Origin of the sequence: Streptomyces sp. NPDC058326 (assembly GCF_042879855.1) — a bacterium.
Classification (GTDB): Bacteria; Actinomycetota; Actinomycetes; order Streptomycetales; family Streptomycetaceae; genus Streptomyces.
In genome coordinates this window covers 512,705-537,003 of sequence record NZ_JBHVZO010000002.1, presented here as the reverse complement: position 1 = coordinate 537,003, position 24,299 = coordinate 512,705, and the positions used below count along the sequence as shown (strand labels likewise).

Here is a 24,299-nt window from a genome sequence, read left to right as displayed (position 1 = left end):
GTGCGTACTTGTCGGTGGCACGCGTCCGGGCGAAGCTGAGAGCGGCCCGGAGGAAGGGAGCGGGACAGGGCCTCAGGAAGCGGTCGGCACGGCCGTGAGCCGGTCCAGGCGGCGGTACCCCCAGTCGGACAACGGGGCGAGCGCCTCGGACAGTTCGACCCCGAAGTCGGTCAGCGAGTACACGGTCTTCGGCGGCAGCACGTCGTGCACCTCGCGGTGCACGAGTCCGTCGTCCTCCATCTCGCGCAGCGCCTGGGTCAGCACCTTCTCGCTGATCTCGGGCAGCTTCCGGCGCAGTTCACCGGGGCGGTGCGGGCCGGACTCCAGCAGCCACAGCAGGACCGTCTTCCACTTGCCCTCGATGACCACGATCGCTGCGCTCACTCCGCAGACGTTGGTGTTCTGGGCCCGGGCGCGACTCATCCGCGTCCTCTCCTTCCTCCGGCATTTCTTACCTTCACCTTTCTACAAGGGAGTTCACCCATGTCTTCTTCCGCCATGTCCTCTTCCGAACATCAGTCCGTCACGGTTCTCGGTCTCGGGCCGATGGGACGGGCGCTGGCAGCCGCCTTCGTGGCGGCCGGCGTACGGACCACCGTGTGGAACCGCACCCCCGGCCGGGACGGGGAACTCGTCGCCGCCGGTGCCGTGCCGGCCGCGAGCGCCGATGAGGCGGTCGCCGCGAGCCCGCTCACCGTGGTCTGCCTGGTCAACTACGACGCCACCGACTCCGTCCTGCGGCAGGAGGCCGTGACGCGGGCGCTCAAGGGGCGGACCGTGGTCAACCTCAGCGCCGACACCCCCGAGCGGGCCAGGGACACCGCTCGCTGGGCCGACGAGCACGGCATCGGCTATCTCGACGGCGCGATCATGACCCCGGCCCCGACCATCGGGACGCCCGCCGGCGTGTTCCTGCACAGCGGCCCGGAGGCGCTCTACCGCGAGCACCGGCCGGTGCTCGACGCCCTGGGCGGCACCCACACCCACCTCGGGGAGGAGACCAGCCGGGCGGCGGCGTACGACATCGCGCTGCTCGACATCTTCTGGACGGCGATGACGGGCTATGTCCACGCGATGGCGGTGGCGCGCGCCGAGGGCATCACCCCGACCGAACTCGCGCCCTTCGCCCAGGGCATCGGCGCGATCCTGCCGCCGCTGTTCGGGGAGCTGGCCGGGGACCTGGAGAGCGGCACCTACTCCGGTGAGGGCAACCCGCTCACCTCCGCGGTGTCGACGATGGCGCACATCGTGCACGCCTCCGAGGCGCACGGCATCGACGCGGGGGTCATGCGGGCCGCCGAGGGCCTGGCGCGCCGCACGGTGGCCCTCGGCCACGGTGCGGAGGGCTTCACGCGGGTCGCCGAGGTGCTCGGACGCCGCTGAGGGACGCCCGGCCGGGGACGGCTCCCTCGGATGCCGTCCCCGGCGGGTCGTGATGTGCTGGCGGGTAGGGGGATGCCCTGCCTCATGAGGAGGAGTCCGCCATGGCGATCTTCGTCCACAGCATCGTCCCCGGTGTCACCGCGGACCAGTACGACAGCCTCAACGCCAAGCTCCAGGAGACACCCGACATCTTCGACGGCTGTATGTCCCACGCGTGCGTCGCGACGGACGACGGTCTGGAGATCTTCGACCTCTGGGAGTCCGAGCGGCAGATGAACGCGTTCGTGGAGCGCATGATGCCGGTCGCGACCGACCTCGGCTGGCCCATGACGGGAGACCGGCCCAGGATCATGCAAGTGCACAACCAGTGGGTGCCCGGCGCGGGCCGCTGACGGCCCTGTGCCCCACCGCTCAGGTCCGCGCGAGGAAGGCCGGCCGGAGCGAAGGGTCCACCGGATCGTAGTACCGGTGGAAGACCGGGGTGGCCGAGCCGGACACCGGAGGGACGATCCAGCTCCAGTCGGCGGGCGTCGACCTGCCGTGACGGCTCTCCTGGTCGATGTGCCGGAGGAAGCGCCGGGACTCGGTGTGGTGGTCGGCGATCGTCACCCCTGCCTCCTGGAAGGAGTGCAGCACCGCCAGGTTCAGTTCCACGAGCGCCCGGTCCCGCCAGAGGGTGCGCTCGGACGAGCGATCGAGCCCGAGCCGGTCGGCCACCACCGGGAGGAGGTCGTACCGCTCGGCGTCGGCGAGGTTCCTGGCCCCTATCTCCGTGCCCATGTACCAGCCGTTGAACGGCGCCGCCGGATACCGTACGCCGCCGATCTCCAGCGTCATGTCGCTGATCGCGGGCACGGTGTACCAGCGCAGTCCGAGCTCCGCGAACCAGGCGTGCCCGGGGTGGCTCAGCGGCACCTCCCGTACGGCGTCGTCCGGCAGCTCGTACCACCGCGGCCGCCCTCCTGGGCGCTCCCGCACCATCAGGGGCAGGACCTGGAAGGGCCCTTCGTCGCGCTTCCACCCCAGGTCGCGGGCTTGCGCGGTCAGGGCCGCGCTGCGCGGGTCGCCGCTCCAGCGGCCGTCGGGCGTGCGGTGCCCGGCGTACCGGACGAGCTGGTCGTTGACGATCCGGGGCGCGGGGCGGCCGGGCCGGTCGGGGGCGAGGACGGTGATCACCGGGCGGATCCTGCCGCCGTTGCCGGCCAGCCGGAGATGCTCGAAGCAGGCGTCGGCGACGGCGTCGGCGGAGGTGAGGTGCCGGAGGTCGCGCACCACGAGACCGCGCCAGTAGAGCCTGCCGATGCAGCGGGCCGCGTTGCGCCAGGCGACCCGCGCGCCGAAGGCGAGCTCGGCCGGGGTGTGCTCGTAGGTTCCGGTGCGGTCGATCTCGGCGAGCACCTCGCGGACCCGGCTCTCCCGTTCTCCGGCGCCGGGCTGCTCGTCGTGGAACTGCCGGATGAATCGTTCCGCCTGCTGCCGGTCGGTGAGCTGGGGCGGCGGCCCGGGGGCCGGGACGGCCGGCTCTCCGGAGGCGTAGGGGCAGGTGCCCGTGGTGGGGACGGATTTCCGGCGGCGGCTGCGACTGAAGATCAAGGTGTTCCTCCCGCGTCATGACTACCGTAGGAACACGAGCGGATGCGGAGGGTAGGTGAATCCCGTCCCTGGAGGGACTCTCGCTGGTAGCCTGCCCTGTTCTTCTCTCCCCGCCCGCCGGGACAGGGCGTTGTCGGAGCTCCGTCGTAGGGTGACATCCGCACGCGAGGGACAGGAGGCGGATGTGGCCGGGACGACACCCAGCGGGACGACGGTGGCCGAGGTGATGGCCGAGCTGGCCGGACTCGAGGATCCGAAGGCGCGCGCGGTGAACGAGAGGCACGGCGACGATCACGGTGTGAACCTCGGCAGGCTGCGCGCGCTCGCCAAGCGGCTGAAGACGCAGCAGGACCTCGCTCGCGGCCTCTGGGAGACGGGGGACACCGCGGCGAGACTCCTGGCGCTCCTGATCTGCCGCCCGAAGGCGTTCGGGCGGGGCGAGCTCGACGCCCTCTTGCGCGAGGCGCGCGCCCCCAAGGTGCACGACTGGCTCGTGAACTACGTGGTCAAGAAGAGTCCGCACGCCGAGGAGCTGCGCCTGGCGTGGACCGCCGATCCGGATCCGGTGGTCGCGAGCGCCGGGTGGGCGCTGACCACCGAACGCGTGGCGAAAAAGCCCGAAGGACTGGACTTCGAAGGACTGCTCGACGTCATCGAGGCGGAGATGAAGGACGCCCCGGACCGTCTGCAGTGGGCGATGAACCACTGCCTGGCCCAGATCGGGATCGGGCACCCCGGGCACCGCTCCCGTGCCCTCGCCATCGGTGAGCGTCTGGAGGTGCTCAAGGACTACCCGACCTCACCGGGCTGCACATCTCCCTTCGCGCCCGTCTGGATCACCGAGATGGTGCGCCGGCAGGGAACTCCGTGACCGTACGGGCCGGGTCTCAGCGGCCGAAGGTGTCGATGTTCTCGACGAGCCAGCGCCCGTCGCGCCGCACGACGTCCACCGCGAACATCGCGCCCGCGTACACCCCCTGGTCCTCTGCCTTCGACTGCTGCTTCCCTCCGCCGGTCTTCTTGCCGGTCCCCGCCGTGCTCACGCTGCTCTGGTCGGCATAGACCAGGACCCGGGCACGGTCGCCGTCGATCCGCTCGACGGCGCTGTCGGTGACCGTCGTGGTGATCACCGTCTTCTGCCGTGCCGCCTGGGCGAGCACCCCGCCGAGCAGCGTCCGGTGCTGGGCGACGGCCTTGCCCGTGAGGAGCGTCTTTCCGGCCTGCTCGAAGGGGCCCGTGTCGGCGTGGTCGTACGAGAAGAGCGCGGCGACGGCGGCCGAAGTCTGCCCCTTGATCTCGCTGGTACGGGCGAGATCGGTGAGGGCGGTGTTGCCCCGGGCGGGGTCGTCGCGGAGCTCTCCGGCCCTGCTGTACGCCCATCCGGCGAAGCCGCCGAGAAGGAGCGTCAGGACGCACAGGACGACGAGGGGCACCAGGTGACGCGGCCGCGCCCGGCCCTCGGCACTCCGGCCGGAGGGCGGCGCGCTCCGGGTGGCCTCGGCGCGCCCGGCGGTCCCGTCGGAGGTCTCCCGCTCCGTCGTCACGGCCGCTCCCCGCGCGGGCCCCGCCGCCGGCCGCTGCCGGGTCCGTGGGGCGGCCTCGGTCAGGAGACCCGTCGGCTGGTCGGCGAGGGCCTGGCGGCGGCGCTGGCGGTTGAGGTGATGGCGGGGCGTCGGCATCGTGCGTGTCCTTTCGGGTGCGGGTGGCTCTCTCGCGGTAGGGGGTGTCGGTCAGGCCGGGCTCGCGACGCCTGACCTGACCGACACGACACCCCCGGGGCCCGGTCAGCCGGCCGCCGTGCCGCCCACGGGGGCCTGCCCCAGTCCGCTGAGCTTCCAGTGGCCGTCGGTGCGGGTGAGTTCGCCGAGCATGCGGCTGTCCTTCTCGGTGCTCTTGCTGTCGGATGTCGTGACGGTGATCCGCAGGGCGACGAGCACCCGGGCCCGCCCGGCCCGGTCGTCGAGCTCCGTGACGGCGCCGGAGAGCACCCGGGCCTTGGTCACGGTCTTCGCGTTCCGCACCTGGGTGGTGAACTCCTCACGGCCGTCCACGAGTTGCTTGTTCAGGTCACCGGTCGTCGAGGACTCCCACAGGTCGAGCCCCTGCTCCACCCGCCGGTGGTCGAGCGTGTTGAGGTTCTGCACGGCCTGTTCCCCCGCCGCCAGCGCCCGGTCGCGCTGCACGGCGTACGCGGCGGAGTCGTCGTGGGCGGCGGCGTACCAGTCCCGGCCGGCCCAGGCCGCGAACCCGCCCGCGACGAGGGTGAGCGCGAGGGCCCCGGCCAGGGCGGGCCGGATGCCCGCAGGGGTGCGGACCGCGCGTGTCATGGAGTGCTCCCGTCTCCCGCTCATCGTCAGCGGGCCTTGATGTCGACGATCAGCCACCGGTCGCCCTCGAACCTGGCGGTGACGGTGAGCTGGGCCGCGGCGGCCGTGGCGGCTGCCTTGTCCCGCCGCGAGGTCTGGTCGAGGAACACGAGGAGGCGCGCGCTGTCTCCGTCGAGTTCGATCACCCCGGTGCGGACGGCCTGGGTGGTGAGGGTGATGCGCTGCTCGGCCAGCCGGGCGCGGACCTGGGCGAACAGGTCGCTGTACTGGCGGGCCGCGCGACCGGCGAGCACGGTGCGGGCGGAGCGTTCGGCGGCGTCGGCACTGGCGGGGGCGTAGGAGAAGACCCGGGCGAGGCCTTCGCCGACGTCGCCGCTGACGCGGGTGGTGGCCCCGGTGTCGGTGAGCGCGAGGTTGCGCGCGGACGGGGTCGACCGGAGCTGGTGGGCGCCGTAGAAGAAGCCGCTCCCGGCGAGGAGGAGGCCGACGACACCCACGACGAGGGCGAGTTGCCGCCAGGATGCGGGGAATCGGCGCCCACGCCGGCCGGTCGCCTCCGACCCACCGCCGGCGCCCTCCGCCGAGGCCTCGCCGGCGTCCTCCACCCCGGCCTCGCCGACGTCCTCCGCCCCGGCCTCGCCGGCACCCTCCGCCCCGGCCTCGCCGGCGCTCTCCGCCCCGGCCTCGCCGGCGTCCTCCGCCGCGGTCCCTTCGACCGCCTCCGGCCCGTCCTCGTCCGGGGTCCCCGGGGCGGCCCCGGCCTCGTCCGGGACCCCCGTCCCGTCAGCGGTCGCCCTGCGCAGCACTGGCGTCACTCGTCCTCGCTCCCCTCGGCTCCGGCGACGGGCACCGCGCTCAGTGCCGCCACTCGCCATGTGTCCTCGCCGGTGCGCGTCAGGACGGCCTCCATGCGCTTGCGGTCGGTGGTCGCGCGTCCCGCGCCGCGCGGGGTGACGTCGACGCGGACGGTCGCGATGAGCTTCGCCGTACCGGCTCTCGCGTCGAGCGCGGTGAGGGCCGCCTCGGTGACCGTGGCGCGCGCCGAGGCGCCCACCGCGGGTTCGGTGCGCGCGAGCTCGGTACGGAGCGGGCCCGTGGCCGCGTCGCGCCAGGCCCGGATGCCCGCTTCGGCGCGCTCCCGGGTCGAGGCATCGAGCGTGTTCAGGACGGTGATGCCGTGCCGGCCCTCGGCGAGCGCGGTGTCCCGTTCACGGCTGAAGGCGAGCTCCTGGTCGGTGCGGGCCTGCGCGTACGCCCACGCGCCGGTCCCGCAGAAGCCGAGGGCGACGACGAGGGCGCCGGCGCCGAAGAGCCTGGCCCGCCTCATGGCGTGCTCCCGGTGTGCAGACCGAGGAGGCCGGCCATGTCCGTCGGTCCGCCCGCCTGGCCGGTCAGCGCGAGCGCGCCGGGCAGTGCCGTCTGTGTGCCCGTGGCGGGGCGTGCGCCGCCGGAGGGCAGGGAGCCGGGCTTGGCGGGAACGGGCACCGGGCCTCCCTTCGGTGCCTGGGCCGAGCCCCGTACGTTGACCCCGGCCGCCGCGGAACCGGTGCAGGATGCACCGGTGTTGAGGGCGGGTGCGGTCCCGAGGTCGAGGCCGTTGCGGTAGCGCGTACCGCCGTATCCGGAGGTGCAGGGCAGCGGCGTGAAGAAGGTGACGGCAAGCCCGATGTTCAGGCGCCCTCCGTCGACGGCGGTTGCTCCGGCCGAGACGGCCGCCGGGAGTCTCACGAGCAGTTCCTCCGTACCGCGCTGCCGGGTGACGGCGATCTCGGAAGTGGTGAGGAGGTTGGCGAGGACGACGCTGAGGCTGGGGTCGAGGTCGCGCAGGAGGCCGCTGACCTGGCCGGTCGCGTCGGGGGTGACGGCGAGGAGGCGGCGCAGGTCGGCGTCGGAGCCCTTGAGCGTGGCGGCGAGGTCGCGCGCGCCGGTGGCGAAGTCCCTGATGGCGCGGCTCTCCTCGGCCTGGGTGCGCAGGACGACCTCGCCGTCCTCGATGAGCCGGATGGTGGCGGGCAGCGACCTGTCGGCGGCCTCGACGAAGCTGCTGCCGTTGTCGAGGAGGACCTGGAGGTCGTCGCCGTGTCCCTCGAAGGCCTTGCCGAGTTCGTCGACGACGGTGCGCAGGGACTCCAGGGGTACGGAGCGGGTGAGGTCGTTCATGCCGGCGAGCACGTCGGTGACGGGCGCGGGTACCTCCGTGTCGCGCTGTTCGATGCGGGCGCCGTCGGCGAGGAAGGGGCCGTCGTCGCTCTCGGGGCGCAGGTCGATGTACTGCTCGCCGACGGCGGAGAGTCCGGCGACGACGGCCCGCGCGTCGGCGGGGATCCGGGGGGCCGACTTCTTGATGCGCAGCTCGGCCACGACGCCTTCGGCGGTGAGGCCGATGTCTCCGACGCGTCCCACGGAGACACCCCGGTAGGTGACGTCGGAGTGGGTGAACAGGCCGCCGGTGCGGGCGAGATGGACCCGGACGGTGTAGTGGTCGGCGACGCCCGCGTAGCGGCCGAGGTCGGCGTAGCGGACGCCGACGAAGCCGAGGACGAGCACGGCGATGACGAGGAACGCGAGGTTCTTCAGCCGTACGGTGCGGGTGATCACCGGTTCTCGCCTCCGTCCTTGGGTGGGGTGGCGGACTCCGGCCGGCTGCCCGTCGGGACAGGTGGCAGGGGCAGGGGCGTTTCCGGGCTCCGGGCGGCGCCGTTCGTTCCCGGTCGCCGCAGGGAGGACGGGGCCGGGGCCGGCGGGGAGGGGGTGGGCTCGGGCTTGGGGATCAGCGGCGGGATCACCTCGGTCCCGGGGGCGGCGGCGAGGTGCAGATAGGTGTTGAGGTAGTCGCCCTTGACGCCCCGCATCACCTCGTCGGTGAAGGGGTACGTCAGGAGGACCTGCAGCGATTCGGGCAGGTCGGCGCCTGCGTCCGCGAGGGCCTTCAGGGTCGGCGCGAGGGCCTTGAGGTCGGCGACCATGTCCTTCTTGCTCGCGTCGATGGTGGTGACGGCGATGCCGGACAGGGTGTCGAGGGCGCGCAGCATGGTCAGCAGGGAGCCTCGCTGGTTCTCCAGGGTCTTCAGGCCGGGTGAGAGTCCGGTGAGGACCGTGTCGACGTCCTTCTTGCGGCCGGCGAGGGTGGCGGAGAGCCGGTTGACGCCGTCGAGGGCGCGGGTGATGTCGCCGCGGTGCGCGTCGAGGTTCGTCACCAGGGTGTTCACCCGCCTCAGCATCGAGCGGACCTCGGGTTCGCGGCCGCCGAGTGCCGCGTTGAGTTCCTTGGTGATGGTCTTGAGCTGGTTGACGCCGCCGCCGTTGAGGAGCAGGGACAGCGCGCCGAACACCTCCTCGACCTCGGTGTTGCGGCTGGTGCGTGCCAGCGGGATGACGCTGCCGTCGGCGAGCCGTCCGCCGGCGTCCTTCCTCGGGGCGACGAGCTGGATGTACTTCTCGCCGAGGAGGCTGGACTGTTCCAGGCGGGCGCTCGCGTCGGCGGGGAGCCGGACGTCGCCGTTGATGGCGAGGGTGACGCGGGCGGTCCAGGTGTCGGTGCCCAGCTCGATGCCGGTGACGCGGCCGACGGCGACGTCGTTGACCTTGACCGCGGACTGGGGCACGAGGCTGAGTACGTCGTCGAGTTCGGCGGTGACCGTGTAGGGGTGGGAGCCGAGGTCGGCGCCGCCGGGCAGGGGCAGGTCCTCGATGCCGTCGAACCGGACGGGGTGCGCGGGGATCGCTCCGAGGACGACGGCCAGTCCGAGGCCGAGGGCGATCACGCCGGCGGCTCCGGCGCCGGCGGCCTTCCGGGAGGGCAGGGTGCCGCGTCTCACCGCTCCCCCTCTCCGGTGCTCGCCGCGGCGCCGCCGGTGGCGGGCAGCGGGAGGAGGGGGCCGCCCATGCTGATCTCGTTGAGGTTGGCGCGGCCGTCGATGGTGCGGGTGTCCTTGTCGTAGGCGTTGACGAGGTTGCCGGCGGCGAGCGGGGCGACGTCGAGCGCCTCGGCGAGGGAGGCGCGCTGGTCGACGAGGGTCTGCGTGAGGGGGACGAGCCGGTCGACGTTCTTCTTCAGCTCGCCGCGGTTGTCCTTGATGAACGTCTTGACCTGGGCGAGGGCCGTGCCGAGTTCCTTGAGGGCGCCGGCGAGGTCGTCCTTGTTCTCCGCGAAGTAGCCGACGACCTCGTCGAGGCGTTCCTGCGCGGTGCGGATGTCGCCGTCCTTGTTCTTGAGCATGGTGGTGAAGGTCTGGAGCTGTCGGAGGGTGGTGAAGAGGTTCTCGCTGCTGCCGTCGAGGGTCTTGGCGGCCTTGCCGAACTGTTCGATGGAGGTGCCGATGGCGGTGCCGTTGCCCTTGAGGTTCTTCGCCCCGGTGTCGAGGAGTTCGGACAGGGCTCCGGCGGAGTTGGCGCCGTCCGGGCCGAGCGCCTTGCTCAGTTCGGTGAGGGAGGCGTACAGCTGGTCGATCTCGACGGGGGTGCGGTTGCGGGAGGCGGGCAGCTGGGCGCCGTCGGCGAGGGTGGGGCCGGTGCTGTACGCGGGGCTGAGCTGGACGTACCGGTCGGCGACGATGCTGGGGGCGACGACGAGGGCCCGCGCGTCCGCGGGGACGCGTACGCCCTCGTCGAGGCGGAGGCCGACGCGTACCCGGGTGCCCTGCGGCTCCACGGACTCCACCTCTCCGACCCGTACGCCGAGGACGCGCAGGTCGGATCCGGCGTAGATGCCGACCGCCCGGTCGAACCACGCGGTGACGCGGGTGCCGTCGTCGTCGAGGACGCGTACGGCGACGAGACCGCAGGCGGCGAGCACCGCGAGGGCGAGCCCGGCGACGAGGGGTCTTCTGGTCCTGGTCATCATTCACCGCTCCCCTTGGCCTTCGCCGTCTGTTTCGGCGGCAGGCATCCGGTCGTGGGCTGCGAGGCCTCGGGCAGGTAGGTGCGGGGCACCACGCCGCACAGGTAGCTGTCGAACCAGCGGCCGCTGCCGAGGGTGTTGCCGACGAGGCGGTAGTACGGGCCGATGAGCGCGAGCGTCCTGTCGAGCCGGCCGCTGTTCTTCTCCAGGACGCCGGTGACACGGCTGAGGGCCTTCAGGGTGGGGCCGAGCTGCCGGTCGTTGTCGCCGACGAGGCCGCTGAGCTCGGTGCCCAGGGCCCGGCTGCCCTTGAGGAGGGCGCGGATCGCGTCGCGGCGTTTCCTGAGCTCGCCGAGCAGCGAGCCGCCGTCCTCGATGAGCGTCTCGAAGCTGGACTTCTGGGTCTCCAGGGTCTTGGTGAACTTCTTGCTGTTCCGCAGGAGCCGGTCGAGTTCGGTGTCGCGCTTGGAGACGGACCGGGAGAGTTCGGACAGTCCGGTGGCGGCGTTGCGCACGTGCGGCGGTGAGTTCTTGAAGGTGGCGGAGATCGTCTCGAAGCTCTCCGCGAGTTTCTCGGTGTCGAGGGCGTCGACGGTGCCGCTGAGGTCCTGGAAGGCCTGTGTCACGTCGTACGGGGAGGTGGTGCGGGTCTGCGGGATGCGGGTTCCGGGGTCCTGGGGGGCGGAGCCCAGCGGGTCGAGCGCCAGGTACTTCTCGCCGAGGAGGGTCTTGATGGCGATGGCGGCGGTCGATCGGTCGCCGACCCAGGCGTCGCCGACCTCGAAGGTCACCTTGACCCTGGGGCCGTCGAGGGAGACCTCGGTGACCTTGCCGACCTTGACTCCGGCGATGCGCACCTCGTCGCCGGTGTCGAGCCCGGCGGCCTCGGAGAAGTCGGCGCTGTAGGCGGTGTCGCCTCCGACGAGGGGGAGCCGTTCCACGTTGTAGGCGAGGGCGGCCATCAGGGCGAGGACGAGGAGCCCGACGACGGCGACGGCGATCGGGTTGCGTTCCTTGACCGGCTTGAGCCGGGGGCGGGGGCTCATCCGCGGCACCTCGGTTCGGTCACGGCGATGCCGGTCGGCGGCTTGGAGCCGTCGGACGTTCCCACGCCGCTCACGCGCGCCTCGCAGAGGTAGAGGTTGAACCACGATCCGTACGAGGAGAGCCGGGCCAGGGCGGTCATCTTGTCGGGGGTGTTGGCGAGGAACCTCTCGATGGCGGGGGTGTGGTCGCCGAGGGTGCCCGAGAGCCGACCGAGTTCGCGGATGTCCTTCTTGAGGGGGGCGCGTCCGTCGTGGAAGAGCCCGGCGGTCGTCGTGGTGAGGTCGCCGATGGCCTGGACGGCCTCGCCGAGGGGTTTGCGGTCGGTGTTGAAGCCGGTGACGAGTTTCCGGAGGGTGACGACGAGGTCGTCGAAGGCGGCCTCGCGGTTGTTGAGGGTGGTGAGGACGGTGTTGAGGTGGGTGATGACCTGGCCGATGACCTCGTCCTTGGCGGCCACGGTCCTGGTGAGGGAGCCGATGTGCCGCAGGAGGCTGTCGACGGTTCCGCTCTCGCCCTGGAGGACCTGGACGAGGGATCCGGCGAGCTCGTTGACGTCGCCCGGCGAGAGTCCCTCGAACAGGGGCTTGAACCCGTTGAACAGCAGGGTGAGGTCGAGCGCGGGTGTGGTGCGGTCGAGCGGGATGGTGTCCCCGGCCCGGAGGGTGCCGGTCACGTCCCCGCTGCCGCGGTCGAGGGAGACGTACCGCTGTCCGACCATGTTGAGGTACTTCACGGCGGCGGTGGCCGACCGGGGCAGGGAGCGGTCCTCGCGGACCGAGAAGGTGACCTGGGCGGTGCGCCGTTCGACGACGCGTACGTCGGTCACCTCTCCGACCTTCACTCCCGCGATGCGCACGGAGTCGCCGTTGACGAGCCCGGTGACGTCGGTGAACAGCGCCTTGTACGTGCGGGTGGCGGAGCCGACACCGGTGTTGGCGATGCTGAAGCCGAGCACGGTGGTGGCGAGCGCCGTGACGAGGACGAACGCGAGGGACTTCAGGAGGGTCCCGGTGAGGCCGCGTCGGCGGGTGTGGGTGTTCGTCATCGGAGGGTCACCTCCGCGCCGCGGAACGCGGGTCCGGCGAGGAGGCTGCTCCAGTCCGGGAGGTCGCCGGGCCGCTGCTGCGCCGCGGGGGCGAGGAGTTCGTTGACGAGGTCGTTCTCCTGCGGGGAGTTGGCGGGGCCGAGCTGCTGGTCGGCGGCGGCGGACGCCCGTGCGGCGGGTGCGGCGGGGACGCCGAGGTAGGGCACGGGGTAGCAGCGGGGGCCGCCGCCCGCCCCGTAGGAGGGTGTGTCGCGGCCGGGGACGTAGGCGCCGCGCGAGGGCACCGTGGTCACGTCGACGTGGAGTCCGGGCCGGTCGGTGCCCTTGCCGAGCGCCTTGTCCATGGCGGGCACGAACTGGGCGAGGGTGCGCAGGGTGCAGGGGAAGGACGGGGAGTACTCGGCGAGCAGTTCCAGGGTGGGCCTGCTGGTGGCGCTGAGCCGGATGATGTTGTCCTTGTTCTGCCGGAGGAAGGCGGTCAGGTCCTGGGCCGTCCGGGTGGTGGTCCCGACGGTGCCGGCCAGCTCGCCCTCCTTCTCGGCGAGGGTGCCGCTGGTCGTGGTGAAGTCGGTGAGCGCCGTGACGATGTCCGGGGCGACGTCCGCGTAGAGGTGGCTGACCTTCACGAGTTCTTTCAGGTCGCGGGTGAGGGCGGGCAGCTGAGGGTTGAACTTCCGCAGGTGGGCGTCGAGCCGGGCGAGGGTCTCGCCGAGCTTGTCGCCGCGTCCTTCGAGGGCCTGGGAGACGGCCGACAGGGTGGCCGACAGTTTCTGCGGCTGGACGGCGGTGAGCAGGGGCAGGACGTTGTCGAGGACCTGCTGGAGTTCGACGGCGTTGCTCGACCGGTCCTCGGGGATGACGTCTCCGGGGCCGAGCGGTCGCGCGGAGGGGTTCCCGGGCGGTACGAGGGCGACGAACCGTTCGCCGAAGAGCGTCGTGGGCAGCATCTGCGCGCGTACGTCGGAGGGGACGTGGCGCAGGGTCCCGGGCCGCATGGCGAGGGTGAGCCGGGCTCCGCGGTCGGTGGCGTCGATGGCGCGGACCTCGCCGATGACGACGCCGCGGAGTTTCACCTCGGCGCCGAGGTGCATCTCGTTGCCGATGCTGCCGGTCTCGACGACGACCGGGTCGGAGTCGGTGAAGCGCTTGTCGTAGACGGCGACCGCCAGCCAGGCGAGCAGGGCGGGCACCAGCAGGAAGACGACGCCGGCGAACCGGCGGCGCAGGGTCTCGGCACGGGAATCGCTCATCTCACCCCGCCACCTTCACGGTCGTGGTCGCGCCCCAGAGGGCCAGGGACAGGAAGAAGTCGGTGACGCTGATCAGCACGATGGCGTTGCGGACGGAACGGCCGACGGCGATGCCGACGCCGGCGGGGCCGCCGGAGGCCCGGAAGCCGTAGTAGCAGTGGGCGATGATCACCATCACGCTGAAGATCAGCACTTTGAGCACCGAGAGGAGGACGTCCGTCGGTGACAGGAAGAGGTTGAAGTAGTGGTCGTACGTCCCCTGGGACTGGCCGTTGAACAGGACGGTCACGTAGCGGGAGGCCAGGTAGGAGGAGAGCAGGCCGATCGCGTACAGCGGGACGATGGCGACGACGCCCGCGATGATGCGGGTGGTGACCAGGTACGGCATGGAGCGGATGCCCATGCCTTCGAGGGCGTCGACCTCCTCGTTGATGCGCATGGCGCCGAGCTGGGCGGTGAATCCGGCTCCGACGGTCGCGGAGAGGGCGAGTCCGGCGACGAGCGGGGCGATCTCCCGGGTGTTGAAGTAGGCGGAGACGAATCCGGTGAACGCGGCGGTGCCGATCTGTTCGAGTGCCGCGTGTCCCTGGAGGCCGACGACGGTTCCGGTGAACAGTGTCATCGCGATCATGACGCCGATGGTTCCGCCGATGACGCCGAGGCCGCCGGAGCCGAACGCGACCTCGGCGAGCAGCCGTTGCACCTCCTTGAGGTAGCGGCGCAGCGTCCGGGGGATCCAGAGCAGGGCCCTGACGTAGAAGAGGAGCTGGTCTCCGGAGCGGTCGAGCCAGACGAACGGGGAGGCCATCGGTCAGCCTCCCTTCGGCGGGACGATCTGGAGGTAGATCCCCGTGATCACCATGTTCACGAAGAACAGCAGCATGAAGGTGATGACGACGGACTGGTTGACGGCGTCGCCGACCCCCTTGGGGCCGCCGCGGGGGTTGAGTCCCCGGTAGGCGGCGACGATGCCGGCGATGAACCCGAAGATCAGGGCCTTGAGTTCGCTGATGTAGAGGTCGGGCAGCTGGGCGAGGGCGGAGAAGCTGGAGAGGTAGGCGCCGGGGGTGCCGCCCTGGAGGACGATGTTGAAGAAGTAGCCGCCCAGGGTGCCGACGACGGAGACCATTCCGTTGAGGAGCACGGCGACCGCCATGGTGGCGAGGACGCGCGGGACGACCAGGCGCTGGACGGGCGAGACGCCCATGACCTCCATCGCGTCGAGCTCCTCCCGGATCTTGCGGGAGCCGAGGTCGGCGCAGATGGCGGAGCCTGCGGCGCCGGCGATCAGGAGGGCGACGATGAGCGGGCTCGCCTGCTGGATGACGGCGAGGACGCTGGCACCGCCGGTGAACGACTGGGCGCCCAACTGCTGGGTGAGCGAGCCGACCTGAAGAGCGATCACGGCGCCGAAGGGGATGGAGACGAGGGCGGCCGGGAGGATGGTGACGCTCGCGATGAACCAGAACTGTTCGAGGAACTCGCGGAACTGGAAGGGCCGCCGGAAGACGGCCCGGCTCACCTCGGCGGTGAGGGCGAAGAGACGGCCGGTCTGCCGCAGCGCGCCGGTGATCACGAGCCGCTCCCGGGGGCTCGCCGGGCGTTCCCGGCGGCGGGAATGGCGCTCCCCTGGGCCGGCATGGACAGCGTGGGCGCCGCGGCGCTCCGCGCGTAGGTGTCGCGGATGGCGGCGCGGGCCGCGGGCGGCAGGCTGTCGAGCATGCCGAGGACCCGCTCCCGCCGTCGTGCGACGGCCGCGCGGGGCGGGAGGCCGGGTGAGGGTTCCAGCTGCGGGACGATGACGGGGGGCCCGGGCGGCCGGTGGTGGGCGGCGTCGACCAGCTCGGCGGCGAGGAGGGCGGCGTCCTTCTCCTCCGACATGCCGATGGGGCCTTCGCGGCGCCCGGCGAGGAACTGGGTCACGACCGGTTCCTCGCTGGTGAGGAGTACCTCGCGGGGGCCGAAGGTGACGAGGTTGCGCCGGAAGAACATCCCCATGTTGTCGGGGACCGTGGCGGCGATGTCCAGGTTGTGGGTGACGATCAGCATCGTCGCGTCGATCCGCGCGTTGAGGTCGATGAGGAGCTGGGACAGGTAGGCGGTGCGTACGGGGTCGAGACCGGAGTCCGGCTCGTCGCACAGGACGATCTGCGGGTCGAGCACGAGCGCACGGGCCAGGCCCGCGCGCTTGCGCATGCCTCCGCTGATCTCGCCCGGCAGTTTGCCCTCCGCGCCCAGCAGGCCGACGAGTTCGATCCGCTCCATCACGATGCGCCGGATCTCGGACTCCCGCTTGCGGGTGTGCTCGCGCAGCGGGAAGGCGATGTTGTCGAAGAGGGTCATGGAGCCGAAGAGGGCGCCGTCCTGGAACATGAGCCCGAAGAGCTTCCGGGTCTCGTAGATGTCGCGTTCGGGGCTGCTGACCATGTCGACGCCGTTGATGAGGACACGGCCCTGCTGGGGTTTGAGCAGTCCGATGAGCGATTTCAGGAAGACCGTCTTGCCGGTACCGGAAGGGCCGAGCATCACGCTGACCTCTCCGGCCGGCAATGTCAGTGTCACGTCCTGCCAGATGTTCTGCTTGCCAAAGGACATGGTCAGACCCTCAACGACTACTTCGATTCCCATCCCACCTCCAGCAAGCGTGCGCCGCGGGCGCACGGTAAGTCGGTGCGGATCACCCGGACAATAGCCGGGCGGCAAAATCCTTGATCCGCTCCCGTATTTGTCACCGCGGAGACAAGGCGTCGATCGTCATTTGTCTCCGCCGAGACAGGTCGGGCCTGGGGAACTGCGCCGACCTGCGGCTGGTCGCCGCCCCCGGAACGCTACGGCCGAGTAACCTTCCTCGGCAATACCGGAATCCGAGTTTTCCCGGGACGTGACCGAACGCCGGAATACTTGTCAGACGGGCGACAGTTTCCCTTTGCCATATGTCACCGGGGAGAGCAATGAACGCCCCACAGGACGCCGGGAGCATCCCCTGCCGACGGCCCTCCGGAGTTCACCTGATCGATCATAATTGTCGACATTGCGCACCCCGGAACCAAGCCGGTCACCACCACCGCTCACCCGCCTGACAGGCAATTCGGCCACTTCAAAGAATCATGAACTGCGCCATTGTTCAGCTAAGTTTCCCGCAAGTAACGTCAGGTTTCGCGGCCGAGAATCACCGGGCCGCCGGCCGCTCGACCCCCACCGCGGCCACCCTCTGCCGGTCAATCCCCAAGGAGAGTCCCAGAGCCATGAAGAAGCCCATGAGAAACGTCGCCGTCGTCGCCGGAGCCGCCACGGCCGCGTTCGCCCTCGCCGTCAGCCCCGCCTCCGCGGTGGCCTCGACGGTCTGGACCGTCACCCCGTCGCCCGCCAACTTCGCCGCGACGAACAGCGGGAACGTCGTCCTCAGCGTCAACGGCATCGCCATGACGTGTACGAAGTCGAACGCCTCGGGCACGATGCAGAGCGCCAACGGAAACCCGGCGACCGTCGGCTCCATCAGCGCCATCGCCTTCGGCGCCAGCAGCGCGCCCTGCACCAGCGTCCTGGGCAACGTGACCACCGTCGCGACCACCCCCTGGACCGTGGTGGCGCAGGACTACACCGCCTCCACCGGCGTCACCAAGGGCTACGTCGGCAACGTCGACGCCAAGGTGACCGTCGGCGCCTGCGTCTTCCGCGTGACGGGCAAGGCGTCCGGCACGTACACCAACTCGACGGGCGCGCTCGCCGTCAACAGCCTCGCCGGTGAGCTCACCGTCGTCTCGTCGACCAACTGCGGCTCCGCCGTCCCGGTCGGCTCCAAGCCGACCTTCAAGGGCACCTACCTCGTGAAGGTGGCGGGCACCACCACCATCCCGAAGATCGTCGGCTCCAACCCGTAACACGCGGGAACCCGCGTCCGCCCGGCCGGCGACCCCGGCCGGGCGGACGCGGACCTGTCCCCACCCCGACCGCACCCCCTTCGCGCCCGCGCGCGCACGATCCGAGCGGAGCACCAGATGAGAGGCCAGCGAGCCGCCCTGCGACCCTCCCGCGTCCAGGCACGCGGCGCGGCGATCGCCGCACTCGTGGCACTCGCCCCCCTGCTCCCCGCGGCGGCCGTCGCCCTGGGCTCCCACGACATCGACGCCGAACTCCCCTATCGCTGCACCCTGCCGTCGGGCGAACAGCCCGCGACGGTACGGATCAGGGCGACCGTCCCCGACCGCGCGGCCGTCGGCGAGGCGGTCCAGCCGTCCGACGTCAGTACGACCGTGGAACTCCCGGCAGCGGCCGTGGCCGACCTCACCCCGACCGAGACGGCCACCGTCCGGGCGGAGACGCTGCTCACGGTCGCGGCGAGCCAGAACGGGCAGCGCGCGGACGTCGGTTGGCGCGGAACGGCACAGCCCGTCCCCGTACCCGCCGAAGGACCCCTCTCCCTCACGACGACCGGCGCCGTCCCCGCCCTGACGACCGACAGCGTCGGCGAACTCACCCTCACAGCAGGGGCGTTGAGCATCGACCTCGCCCTGGGCGCGGCCGACGGCGCGGCCACCACGCCCCCGTCCGCCGCCGTCACCTGCGTCCCCGGCGAGGGCCCGGAGGGCGGCCACGCACTGGCCACGGTTCCGATCGGCGCCGGGGCCACCGGAGAACCGAGCGCGCCCCCCGCGTCGTCGGCCGACCCCTCGTCGTCCTCTCCCCCGGCCCCCTCCCCGTCCTCCGGCCCCCCGCTGCCGTCACCCCCGACTGACCGGGAGACGCCCCAGGGCGGACCGCGGCCGGCTCCGAAGGACCCGGAGGCCGGGCCACGGCCGGAGCGGGGCCCGAGGACCGCCGACGCGGACGCGCCCGACGCCGCCCCGACGGAACGCCCGGCCGCACCGCCCTGCGTCAAGAAGGAGCCGACCTCCACGTCGCTCACCGCGTACATCACCGGCTACGCCAACGTGGGGAAGCTCAAGGGCGCCTCGCTCATCCCGGCGTCCTGCGTCCTCATCGAGCAGGGCAGTCCGGAGATCGTCTTCCCGCCGGAGGGCCCCCCGCACTTCCTCCAGACCTCGGACGCCGCCCTCGACCACCAGGGGCGCAAGCAGACCCCGCCCTTCACGTCCACCTTCCTGACCTTCGACTTCATGCCCGCCACGGCGACGATGGTCCTGGAGCAGGCGGGGCCCATGACCGTCTCGTCGGACATGACCCTCTCCTTCCCCGACAACACCGCGGAGACCTACGTCCGCGCCCCCCTGGTCCTGCGCGTCCTCGACGTCCGGGTCAACGGCACTCCCCTGGACGTCGGCCCCTCCTGCCGCACGGAGAAGCCGCTCCGCTCTCCCGAGCCCGACCCCGCCACATACCCCGGCGACCATCTGGTGCTCCTGGGCAAGGGACAGCTCATCAACGGCAGCGACGCCGTCGGCTACCTCCTCACCAGCGGTGGCCCGCTCACCGGTGAGGTGACCATCCCCGCCTTCAAGAACTGCGGCGCCGGCGGCGAGAACCTCGACCGGCTCCTCACCGCGTCCATCTCCGGCCCCGGCAACCACGTCAAGCAGATCCAGGGCCAGACCTGCGCCGTGATGGTGGAAGTGCCCACCGAGGGCCAGTGCACCGAGGACCGGCAGCCGTACGTGGTCCCCAAGCCCGAGCGCTGAGCCGGCGCTCCCCCCACCACCCCTCGTTCCCCTCTCCCGTCAACGGAAGGCTCCGCCATGCCCCTCGTCTCCGCCCGCACCCGTCTGGCCACCCTCTCCGCCCTCACCGCGCTCGGTGCCTTCGCCTCCATGGGCACCGCGACAGCGGCCGTCCCCGAGCTGGACGGGAGCTGGGCGCCGTTCACCCGCTGTCCCGTCGACGCCCCGGCGATGCTCGCCACCGACGGTCTCGACACGGCGCCGCAGTGCGTCTCCTCGTTCTCCGCCGGCGGCTCCATCAAGCTGGGCAACACGACCGTGGTCACCGGCAGGACCGACCTCCAGATCGGTGTCGTCCAGAACGCCGACGGCACCAGCACGGTCGTCGCGCCCCCCGCGGGATCGATCATCGCCGACTCCGCCACCGTCCCCGGCGGCCTGCTCGGTCTGATGTGCCCGAGCGACATCCCGTTCATCACCGACATCTGCCGGCAGCTGTCCGACGCCCGGCTCAACAAGATCACCGCCACCGTGGAATCGGTCGGGACCCCCTCGGACTTCGACCAGATCGCGGGTGTCCTGACGGACATGCCGATCGTCAAGATCCCGGTCCGCATCCACCTCCAGAACCCGTTCCTCGGCAGCAACTGCTACATCGGGACCAAGTCCAACCCGATCATGCTGCGCCCGAGCAACGCCACGTCCCCCTCCTTCGCCGTCGAACGCTTCAACGGCGACGGCTCCCCGAACGAGGAAGGCGACATGAGCCGCCTCAACCTCCTCGGCTCCACCCAGGTCGACAAGACCTTCGCCGTCCCCGGCGCCAGCGGCTGCGGCCTCGGGCTGTTCGGCCTGATCGACGGCGCGGTCAACCTCAAGACGGGGCTGCCCTCCGCCGCCGGGAAGAACAGCCTCACCCTCAACAACACCCAGACCTACCTGTCCGGTCTCTACGCGCCGGGCCTCGTCGCCCCCGACGCCGGGAAGGTCATGTCCCAGAACTGGCACTCCGCGGTCAAGTAACGGCCATCCAGGGGCGATTCCCGGCCGACTCCGCCGCGCACGCCCTTCCGGGGGCGCCAACTCTTGCGCAAGTTGTGTACAGCACCGAGCAGTTGATTTAGCTTCGGCATTCCCCGCAGGTACGCACCTGACGGCCGTGGCGGCGCCCCGCACGTCAGGCAGGGCGCCGCCACAGCCGTTCCCCCCACCGGTCGCGCAGAAGAGCAAGGGATCGGTCCATGCCCGCAACCGCACAGTCACCGAGCACCGGTGAACCGCTCGACCCGCTCCCCCGCGAGTTCGCCGACCTGATGAGGCCGGAGATCCCCGGCCTCATCAGGGAGATAGGCGTGGAGATCCAGCGGGCCTACCCCGTGTACGCCCATCTCTTCAACGGACCCCACTCGGACGCGATCCGCCAGGGCGTGGAGCAGGCGCTGGCCGCCTTCGTGGAACGGGTCGCCGTCCCGGGAACGCACTCGGCCCTCCGCGACGAACTCCTGCGCAAGTTCGGCCGGGTCGAGGCCTACGAGGGCCGCGCCCTCGACACCCTGCAGGGCGCCTACCGCCTCGGCGCCCGCATCGCGCTCCGCCGGGCCAAGAGCATCGGCCGTACGTACAACCTCTCCCCCACCCTCATCCTCGCCTTCGCGGACGCCCTCTTCGCCTACGTCGACGAGCTCGAAGCCCTGTCCCGCGAGGGCTACGTCATGGCCCATGCCCGCACGGTGACCGATGTGGCGGCGCTGCGCAGACAGCTGCTCCACCTCGTCGTCGCCGGCCCGCCGCTGCCCCGGGCGACCATCGCCGAACTCTGCCGGGAGGCCTCCTGGCAGCTCCCCGCCGAATGCACCCTGGTCGCCCTCCGCCCGCCGGTCGCCGAACTCGTCCAGGCGGGACTCGACCGGGACGTCCTCGCCGACCTCAGCCTCCCCCAGCCGCATCTGCTCATCCCCGGCCCGCTCACCGCCGAGCGCCTCGCGATGCTCGGATCCGCCCTCGCCGGGACTCCCGCCGTCGTCGGTCTCACCGTGCCGCCGGGGCAGGCCGCCCACTCCGTCCGCTGGGCACGGCGCGTCCTCGAACTCATCGACGAGGGCATCGTGGCGGACGCCCCCGTCGTGCACTGCGAGGACCATCTGACAACGTTATGGCTGTTGTCCGACCCCGCCCTCGTGGCCCAGCTTGCCACCCGCGAACTCGCCCCGCTCGACGGCCTGTCCGGCACCCGTCGCGACCGCCTGATCGAGACGCTGCGCGTCCACGTCTCCACCCGCGCCCCCGCCGAACAGGTCGGCGAGATGCTGGGCGTGCACGCCCAGACGGTCCGCTACCGGCTGCGGAACCTGGACAGCCACTTCGGTGACCGCCTCCTCGACCCGGACCGCCGCTTCGCGCTGGAGGCGGCCCTGCGCTCCCTCCACCTCTCCGGCCGAAGACGCCCCGACTGACCGGAGGGCCGGAACACGCAGAAGGTCCGGTCCTTTTCCGCAATCCATGTCGTCGCCAGGGCGGTTGCACTAATTTTGATCTCCTCAGCCTATCCAGGGGGATCAGCACATGGCCGACGACGAGATCGCGCACATCCGCACCGAGCGGCCGCCCGTCGCCGCTGTCGCCGCCCGACGCGGCCCGGGCGGGTGGATCGACACGCGGTGCCGGCATCTGAGCCCGCACCTGAGGGGCTGACCCTCCTCCATGGAACAGCTGACGGGGCAGGACCCCACACACATCGGCCCCTACCGCCTGATAGCCCGCCTCGGCGAGGGCGGAATGGGCCTGGTCTATCTGGGCCGATCCGATCTCGGCCGTACGGTCGCGGTGAAGGTCGTCCAGGCCGAGCACGCCCAACACCCGGAGTTCCGCAGGCGTTTCGCCCGCGAGGTCGCCGCGGCCAGGCGGGTGGGCGGCGACTGGACGGCTGCCGTCCTGGACGCCGACACCGAGGCGGCCGTGCCCTGGGTCGCCACCCAGTACATACCCGGCCCCGACCTGACCACCGTGGTCGGCAAGGACTTCGGCCCCCTGCCCGAGCACTCGGTCCACACCCTCGCCGACCGTCTCGCCCTCGCCCTGCAGACCGTCCACGAGGCGGGCCTGATCCACCGCGACCTCAAGCCGTCGAACGTCCTTGTGACCGTCGACGGCCCTCGGGTCATCGACTTCGGGATCGCCCGCGCACTCGACAGCATCGGCGGGGACAGCCTGCTCACCCGCACGGGCATGCTGATCGGCTCCCCCGGCTTCATGTCTCCGGAGCAGGTCCGAGGCCGCGAACTCACCCCTGCGAGCGATGTGTTCTGCCTGGGCGCGGTACTCGTCTACGCCGCCACCGGACGCCTGCTCTTCGGCGCCACGGACACCGGCCTCAACGCGCATCTGTTCCGGATCGCCGAGGAGGAGGCGGACCTCACCGGCGTACCGGATTCGCTCGTCGATCTCGTGCGCGCGTGTCTGGACAAGGACCCGGCGAAGCGGCCCACGCCGGCGCAGGTCAGGGAACGCACGGTCACGGACCGGGCCGAGGAGTGGCTGCCCGGGTCGGTCCTCGCCCATCTGGGGCGAAGGGCGGCGCAGTTGCTGGACTTCACCCCGGAGGTGCGGGGCGCGCGGCCGGACCCACGGGTCCAGTCCGCTTCCCCCGCCGCTCAGGCCCAGCCGACCTCGTACCCCCTGCCGCCGTCCACGCCACCGCCCACGTACGCCTCGAACCCCTACGATCCGACGGCCCCGGCGGGATTCGGACCGCCGACGCCTCCGCTGCCCGGCGCCTGGTCCGCGCCCGCGCCCCTCGGCGCGGCGGTCGACGGCGAGGGTCCCCACGCCAGGCGCTGGTGGGGCCTCGCGATGGCCGTGCTCGCGCAACTGCTCGTGGTGCTCGACGTGACGACCACGGCCCGGATGCTGCCTCAGATCGCCGCCGACGTGGCTTTGACCTCCTCGGTCCTGCAGTGGGTGTACTTCGGCTACGCCCTGGCCTTCGGCGCGCTGCTGCTCGTCGGCGGGCACCTCGCGGACCTCATCGGCCGCAAGACGACGCTGCTCATCGGCCTGACCGGTTTCGCGGTGGCCACCGCCGTCGCCGCCCTGTCCGCCGGGCCCGCCATGCTGGTCTCGAGCCAGGTCCTCAAGGGTGCCTTCGCCGCCTTGATCGCCCCGGCGTCCTTCGGTCTGGTCGCGGCCCAGTTCACCGAGCCGAAGGCACGCCGGAAGGCGATCGGGATCTACGGCCTGACCGGTCTCGGCGGTTCCGTGCTCACCCTGTTCCTCGCGGTGCCGCTCCCCCATCTGATGGAGTGGCGTATGTCCCTGTTCCTCACGGTCCTGCTGGCCGTCTTCGCCCTCATCGGCACCGCGGCCCTGGTCCGCGACCGGTCCGGCGGCCGGGCTCCCGCCCGTTTCGACGCGCTCGGCGCGCTGCTGAGCACATGCGGCGTCGCCGCCCTCCTCTACGGCTTCACCCGGTCCGGGGAGTCCGGATGGGGAGCTCCTCTCCCGCTCCTCGCTCTCCTCTGTGGCGTCCTCCTGATCGCGGCCTTCGCCTTGCGGCAGCGGGAGGCCTCGACGAACGCGATCCTGCCGACGTACCCGGCGAGGACCCGCGACGGTCTCGGCGCGTCGCTCACCTTGTTCCTGATGGGGCTCGCCCTGACGGCCGTGGTTCCGTCCCTCGACCATTTCCTGAACGCCGACGCCGGAACGGTGTCCACGGTCGTGGCCGTCGTGCTGTTGACCGTCTCGTTCCTCATGGGCTCCTTGCTGATCTCCGCCCGGCTGCTGCCCCGCGTCGGGCCGCGCGCCCTGCTGGTGCCGGGTCTGCTCGTCGCGGCGGTCGGGCTGCTCGTCCAGCCAGTCATGGGCGGCTCCGCCCTCAGCACCTTCCTCGGCATGGTCTGCCTCGGCCTGGGGCTCGGCGCGGCCGGCACGGTGCTCTACTCGACCGTCATGGAGGGCATCGCCGCGCGGGACTCCGGCGGCCGGGCCGGCCTCGTCATGGTGAACCAGCACGTGGGCGCCGAGCTCGGTTTCGCACTGCTCGGCGGAGCGATCGGGCACTTCTACCTGGACCCCGCGCTGCAGTACACGGCGGCCGGCGTCCTGCTGCTCGGGGCGCTGGTCGGAGGGGTGATGGTCAGGACGAGGCCCTCCGAGGGCGCGGCGGCCTGATCTGCCCCCACCCGGACGATGACCGGCGAC

General features: G+C 71.6%; 24 protein-coding genes. 9 read left to right on the top strand and 15 right to left on the bottom strand.

Going from position 1 to position 24,299, the window contains the following annotated elements; genetic code table 11:
- Positions 1–72: 72 nt before the first annotated feature.
- Positions 73–423 carry a winged helix-turn-helix transcriptional regulator gene (locus ACFVYX_RS05195; protein ID WP_389679931.1) on the bottom strand — a complete coding sequence of 117 codons (351 nt, stop codon included), beginning with the start codon at positions 421–423 and terminating at the stop codon, positions 73–75.
- Between the two features lie 75 nt (positions 424–498).
- On the opposite strand from ACFVYX_RS05195, the gene ACFVYX_RS05190 reads away from it, so the two are divergent.
- Together ACFVYX_RS05190 and ACFVYX_RS05185 are read left to right on the top strand one after the other, a co-directional pair.
- Positions 499–1,383, top strand: coding sequence for an NAD(P)-dependent oxidoreductase (locus ACFVYX_RS05190; protein ID WP_389679930.1), 885 nt, complete (start codon positions 499–501; stop codon positions 1,381–1,383).
- Positions 1,384–1,484: 101 nt separating this feature from the next.
- Positions 1,485–1,775 carry a hypothetical protein gene (locus ACFVYX_RS05185; protein WP_389679929.1) on the top strand — a complete coding sequence of 97 codons (291 nt, stop codon included), beginning with the start codon at positions 1,485–1,487 and terminating at the stop codon, positions 1,773–1,775.
- Between the two features lie 19 nt (positions 1,776–1,794).
- Here ACFVYX_RS05185 and ACFVYX_RS05180 read toward each other — a convergent pair whose 3' ends face one another.
- A complete protein-coding gene (locus ACFVYX_RS05180; RefSeq protein ID WP_389679928.1) occupies positions 1,795–2,976 on the bottom strand; it encodes a nitric oxide synthase oxygenase in 1,182 nt (393 codons plus the stop codon).
- Between the two features lie 226 nt (positions 2,977–3,202).
- Here ACFVYX_RS05180 and ACFVYX_RS05175 point away from each other — a divergent pair, with 226 nt between their 5' ends.
- Complete coding sequence (locus ACFVYX_RS05175) at positions 3,203–3,847, top strand: DNA alkylation repair protein (RefSeq protein WP_389680057.1); 645 nt, start codon at positions 3,203–3,205, stop codon at positions 3,845–3,847.
- A gap of 16 nt (positions 3,848–3,863) precedes the next feature.
- On the opposite strand, the gene ACFVYX_RS05170 is transcribed toward ACFVYX_RS05175, so the two are convergent.
- The 13 genes from ACFVYX_RS05170 to ACFVYX_RS05110 all read right to left on the bottom strand — a co-directional run bounded on the left by ACFVYX_RS05170 (position 3,864) and on the right by ACFVYX_RS05110 (position 16,113).
- Entirely contained in the window at positions 3,864–4,655 is a 792-nt protein-coding gene (locus tag ACFVYX_RS05170) for a hypothetical protein (RefSeq protein ID WP_389679927.1), read from the bottom strand.
- A 105-nt stretch (positions 4,656–4,760) separates the two neighbouring features.
- Positions 4,761–5,303 (bottom strand): nuclear transport factor 2 family protein, encoded by a 543-nt coding sequence (locus ACFVYX_RS05165; RefSeq protein WP_389679926.1) that lies wholly within the window; start codon positions 5,301–5,303, stop codon positions 4,761–4,763.
- Positions 5,304–5,329: 26 nt separating this feature from the next.
- Positions 5,330–6,118: a hypothetical protein gene (locus ACFVYX_RS05160; RefSeq protein WP_389679925.1), complete on the bottom strand. Its 789-nt coding sequence runs from the start codon at positions 6,116–6,118 to the stop codon at positions 5,330–5,332.
- A complete protein-coding gene (locus ACFVYX_RS05155; protein ID WP_389679924.1) occupies positions 6,115–6,630 on the bottom strand; it encodes a hypothetical protein in 516 nt (171 codons plus the stop codon). The genes ACFVYX_RS05160 and ACFVYX_RS05155 overlap by 4 nt, the downstream gene beginning before the upstream one ends.
- The gene (locus ACFVYX_RS05150) at positions 6,627–7,901 is read right to left on the bottom strand and encodes an MCE family protein (RefSeq protein ID WP_389679923.1); all 1,275 of its coding nucleotides are present in this window, start codon (positions 7,899–7,901) and stop codon (positions 6,627–6,629) included. The genes ACFVYX_RS05155 and ACFVYX_RS05150 overlap by 4 nt, the downstream gene beginning before the upstream one ends.
- Positions 7,898–9,121, bottom strand: a complete 1,224-nt coding sequence (locus tag ACFVYX_RS05145) for an MCE family protein (RefSeq protein ID WP_389679922.1) — start codon at positions 9,119–9,121, stop codon at positions 7,898–7,900. The genes ACFVYX_RS05150 and ACFVYX_RS05145 overlap by 4 nt, the downstream gene beginning before the upstream one ends.
- A complete protein-coding gene (locus ACFVYX_RS05140; RefSeq protein WP_389680056.1) occupies positions 9,118–10,143 on the bottom strand; it encodes an MCE family protein in 1,026 nt (341 codons plus the stop codon). The genes ACFVYX_RS05145 and ACFVYX_RS05140 overlap by 4 nt, the downstream gene beginning before the upstream one ends.
- The gene (locus ACFVYX_RS05135; RefSeq protein WP_389679921.1) at positions 10,143–11,189 is read right to left on the bottom strand and encodes an MCE family protein; all 1,047 of its coding nucleotides are present in this window, start codon (positions 11,187–11,189) and stop codon (positions 10,143–10,145) included. The genes ACFVYX_RS05140 and ACFVYX_RS05135 overlap by 1 nt, the downstream gene beginning before the upstream one ends.
- The gene (locus tag ACFVYX_RS05130; RefSeq protein ID WP_389679920.1) at positions 11,186–12,235 is read right to left on the bottom strand and encodes an MCE family protein; all 1,050 of its coding nucleotides are present in this window, start codon (positions 12,233–12,235) and stop codon (positions 11,186–11,188) included. Before ACFVYX_RS05130 ends, ACFVYX_RS05135 begins: the two co-directional genes overlap by 4 nt.
- Entirely contained in the window at positions 12,232–13,485 is a 1,254-nt protein-coding gene (locus ACFVYX_RS05125; RefSeq protein ID WP_389679919.1) for an MCE family protein, read from the bottom strand. Before ACFVYX_RS05125 ends, ACFVYX_RS05130 begins: the two co-directional genes overlap by 4 nt.
- Before the next feature lies 1 nt (position 13,486).
- The gene (locus ACFVYX_RS05120; RefSeq protein WP_056555096.1) at positions 13,487–14,293 is read right to left on the bottom strand and encodes an ABC transporter permease; all 807 of its coding nucleotides are present in this window, start codon (positions 14,291–14,293) and stop codon (positions 13,487–13,489) included.
- 3 nt (positions 14,294–14,296) lie between these two features.
- A complete protein-coding gene (locus ACFVYX_RS05115) occupies positions 14,297–15,061 on the bottom strand; it encodes an MlaE family ABC transporter permease (RefSeq protein ID WP_389679918.1) in 765 nt (254 codons plus the stop codon).
- The gene (locus tag ACFVYX_RS05110) at positions 15,058–16,113 is read right to left on the bottom strand and encodes an ABC transporter ATP-binding protein (RefSeq protein ID WP_389679917.1); all 1,056 of its coding nucleotides are present in this window, start codon (positions 16,111–16,113) and stop codon (positions 15,058–15,060) included. The genes ACFVYX_RS05115 and ACFVYX_RS05110 overlap by 4 nt, the downstream gene beginning before the upstream one ends.
- A 617-nt stretch (positions 16,114–16,730) precedes the next feature.
- Here ACFVYX_RS05110 and ACFVYX_RS05105 point away from each other — a divergent pair.
- From ACFVYX_RS05105 to ACFVYX_RS05080, 6 genes are all read left to right on the top strand, one after another.
- The gene (locus ACFVYX_RS05105) at positions 16,731–17,366 is read left to right on the top strand and encodes a hypothetical protein (RefSeq protein ID WP_389679916.1); all 636 of its coding nucleotides are present in this window, start codon (positions 16,731–16,733) and stop codon (positions 17,364–17,366) included.
- Positions 17,367–17,483: 117 nt separating this feature from the next.
- Positions 17,484–19,121 (top strand): DUF6801 domain-containing protein, encoded by a 1,638-nt coding sequence (locus tag ACFVYX_RS05100; protein ID WP_389679915.1) that lies wholly within the window; start codon positions 17,484–17,486, stop codon positions 19,119–19,121.
- 57 nt (positions 19,122–19,178) lie between these two features.
- On the top strand, positions 19,179–20,123 hold the full coding sequence (locus tag ACFVYX_RS05095; RefSeq protein ID WP_389679914.1) for a hypothetical protein: 945 nt from the start codon (positions 19,179–19,181) through the stop codon (positions 20,121–20,123).
- A 218-nt stretch (positions 20,124–20,341) separates the two neighbouring features.
- Positions 20,342–21,553, top strand: a complete 1,212-nt coding sequence (locus ACFVYX_RS05090; protein WP_389679913.1) for a helix-turn-helix domain-containing protein — start codon at positions 20,342–20,344, stop codon at positions 21,551–21,553.
- Between the two features lie 109 nt (positions 21,554–21,662).
- Positions 21,663–21,791, top strand: a complete 129-nt coding sequence (locus ACFVYX_RS05085; RefSeq protein WP_389679912.1) for a hypothetical protein — start codon at positions 21,663–21,665, stop codon at positions 21,789–21,791.
- A 9-nt stretch (positions 21,792–21,800) separates the two neighbouring features.
- The gene (locus ACFVYX_RS05080) at positions 21,801–24,269 is read left to right on the top strand and encodes an MDR family MFS transporter (RefSeq protein ID WP_389679911.1); all 2,469 of its coding nucleotides are present in this window, start codon (positions 21,801–21,803) and stop codon (positions 24,267–24,269) included.
- Positions 24,270–24,299 lie beyond the last annotated feature (30 nt).

Coding starts and splice junctions, on each gene's coding strand:
- ACFVYX_RS05195 (WP_389679931.1), bottom strand. CDS start 423: ATGAGTCGCGCCCGGGCCCAGAACACCAACGTCTGCGGAGTGAGCGCA.
- ACFVYX_RS05190 (WP_389679930.1), top strand. CDS start 499: ATGTCCTCTTCCGAACATCAGTCCGTCACGGTTCTCGGTCTCGGGCCG.
- ACFVYX_RS05185 (WP_389679929.1), top strand. CDS start 1,485: ATGGCGATCTTCGTCCACAGCATCGTCCCCGGTGTCACCGCGGACCAG.
- ACFVYX_RS05175 (WP_389680057.1), top strand. CDS start 3,203: ATGGCCGAGCTGGCCGGACTCGAGGATCCGAAGGCGCGCGCGGTGAAC.
- ACFVYX_RS05170 (WP_389679927.1), bottom strand. CDS start 4,655: ATGCCGACGCCCCGCCATCACCTCAACCGCCAGCGCCGCCGCCAGGCC.
- ACFVYX_RS05165 (WP_389679926.1), bottom strand. CDS start 5,303: ATGACACGCGCGGTCCGCACCCCTGCGGGCATCCGGCCCGCCCTGGCC.
- ACFVYX_RS05155 (WP_389679924.1), bottom strand. CDS start 6,630: ATGAGGCGGGCCAGGCTCTTCGGCGCCGGCGCCCTCGTCGTCGCCCTC.
- ACFVYX_RS05140 (WP_389680056.1), bottom strand. CDS start 10,143: ATGACCAGGACCAGAAGACCCCTCGTCGCCGGGCTCGCCCTCGCGGTG.
- ACFVYX_RS05135 (WP_389679921.1), bottom strand. CDS start 11,189: ATGAGCCCCCGCCCCCGGCTCAAGCCGGTCAAGGAACGCAACCCGATC.
- ACFVYX_RS05130 (WP_389679920.1), bottom strand. CDS start 12,235: ATGACGAACACCCACACCCGCCGACGCGGCCTCACCGGGACCCTCCTG.
- ACFVYX_RS05125 (WP_389679919.1), bottom strand. CDS start 13,485: ATGAGCGATTCCCGTGCCGAGACCCTGCGCCGCCGGTTCGCCGGCGTC.
- ACFVYX_RS05120 (WP_056555096.1), bottom strand. CDS start 14,293: ATGGCCTCCCCGTTCGTCTGGCTCGACCGCTCCGGAGACCAGCTCCTC.
- ACFVYX_RS05110 (WP_389679917.1), bottom strand. CDS start 16,113: ATGGGAATCGAAGTAGTCGTTGAGGGTCTGACCATGTCCTTTGGCAAG.
- ACFVYX_RS05105 (WP_389679916.1), top strand. CDS start 16,731: ATGAAGAAGCCCATGAGAAACGTCGCCGTCGTCGCCGGAGCCGCCACG.
- ACFVYX_RS05100 (WP_389679915.1), top strand. CDS start 17,484: ATGAGAGGCCAGCGAGCCGCCCTGCGACCCTCCCGCGTCCAGGCACGC.
- ACFVYX_RS05095 (WP_389679914.1), top strand. CDS start 19,179: ATGCCCCTCGTCTCCGCCCGCACCCGTCTGGCCACCCTCTCCGCCCTC.
- ACFVYX_RS05090 (WP_389679913.1), top strand. CDS start 20,342: ATGCCCGCAACCGCACAGTCACCGAGCACCGGTGAACCGCTCGACCCG.
- ACFVYX_RS05085 (WP_389679912.1), top strand. CDS start 21,663: ATGGCCGACGACGAGATCGCGCACATCCGCACCGAGCGGCCGCCCGTC.
- ACFVYX_RS05080 (WP_389679911.1), top strand. CDS start 21,801: ATGGAACAGCTGACGGGGCAGGACCCCACACACATCGGCCCCTACCGC.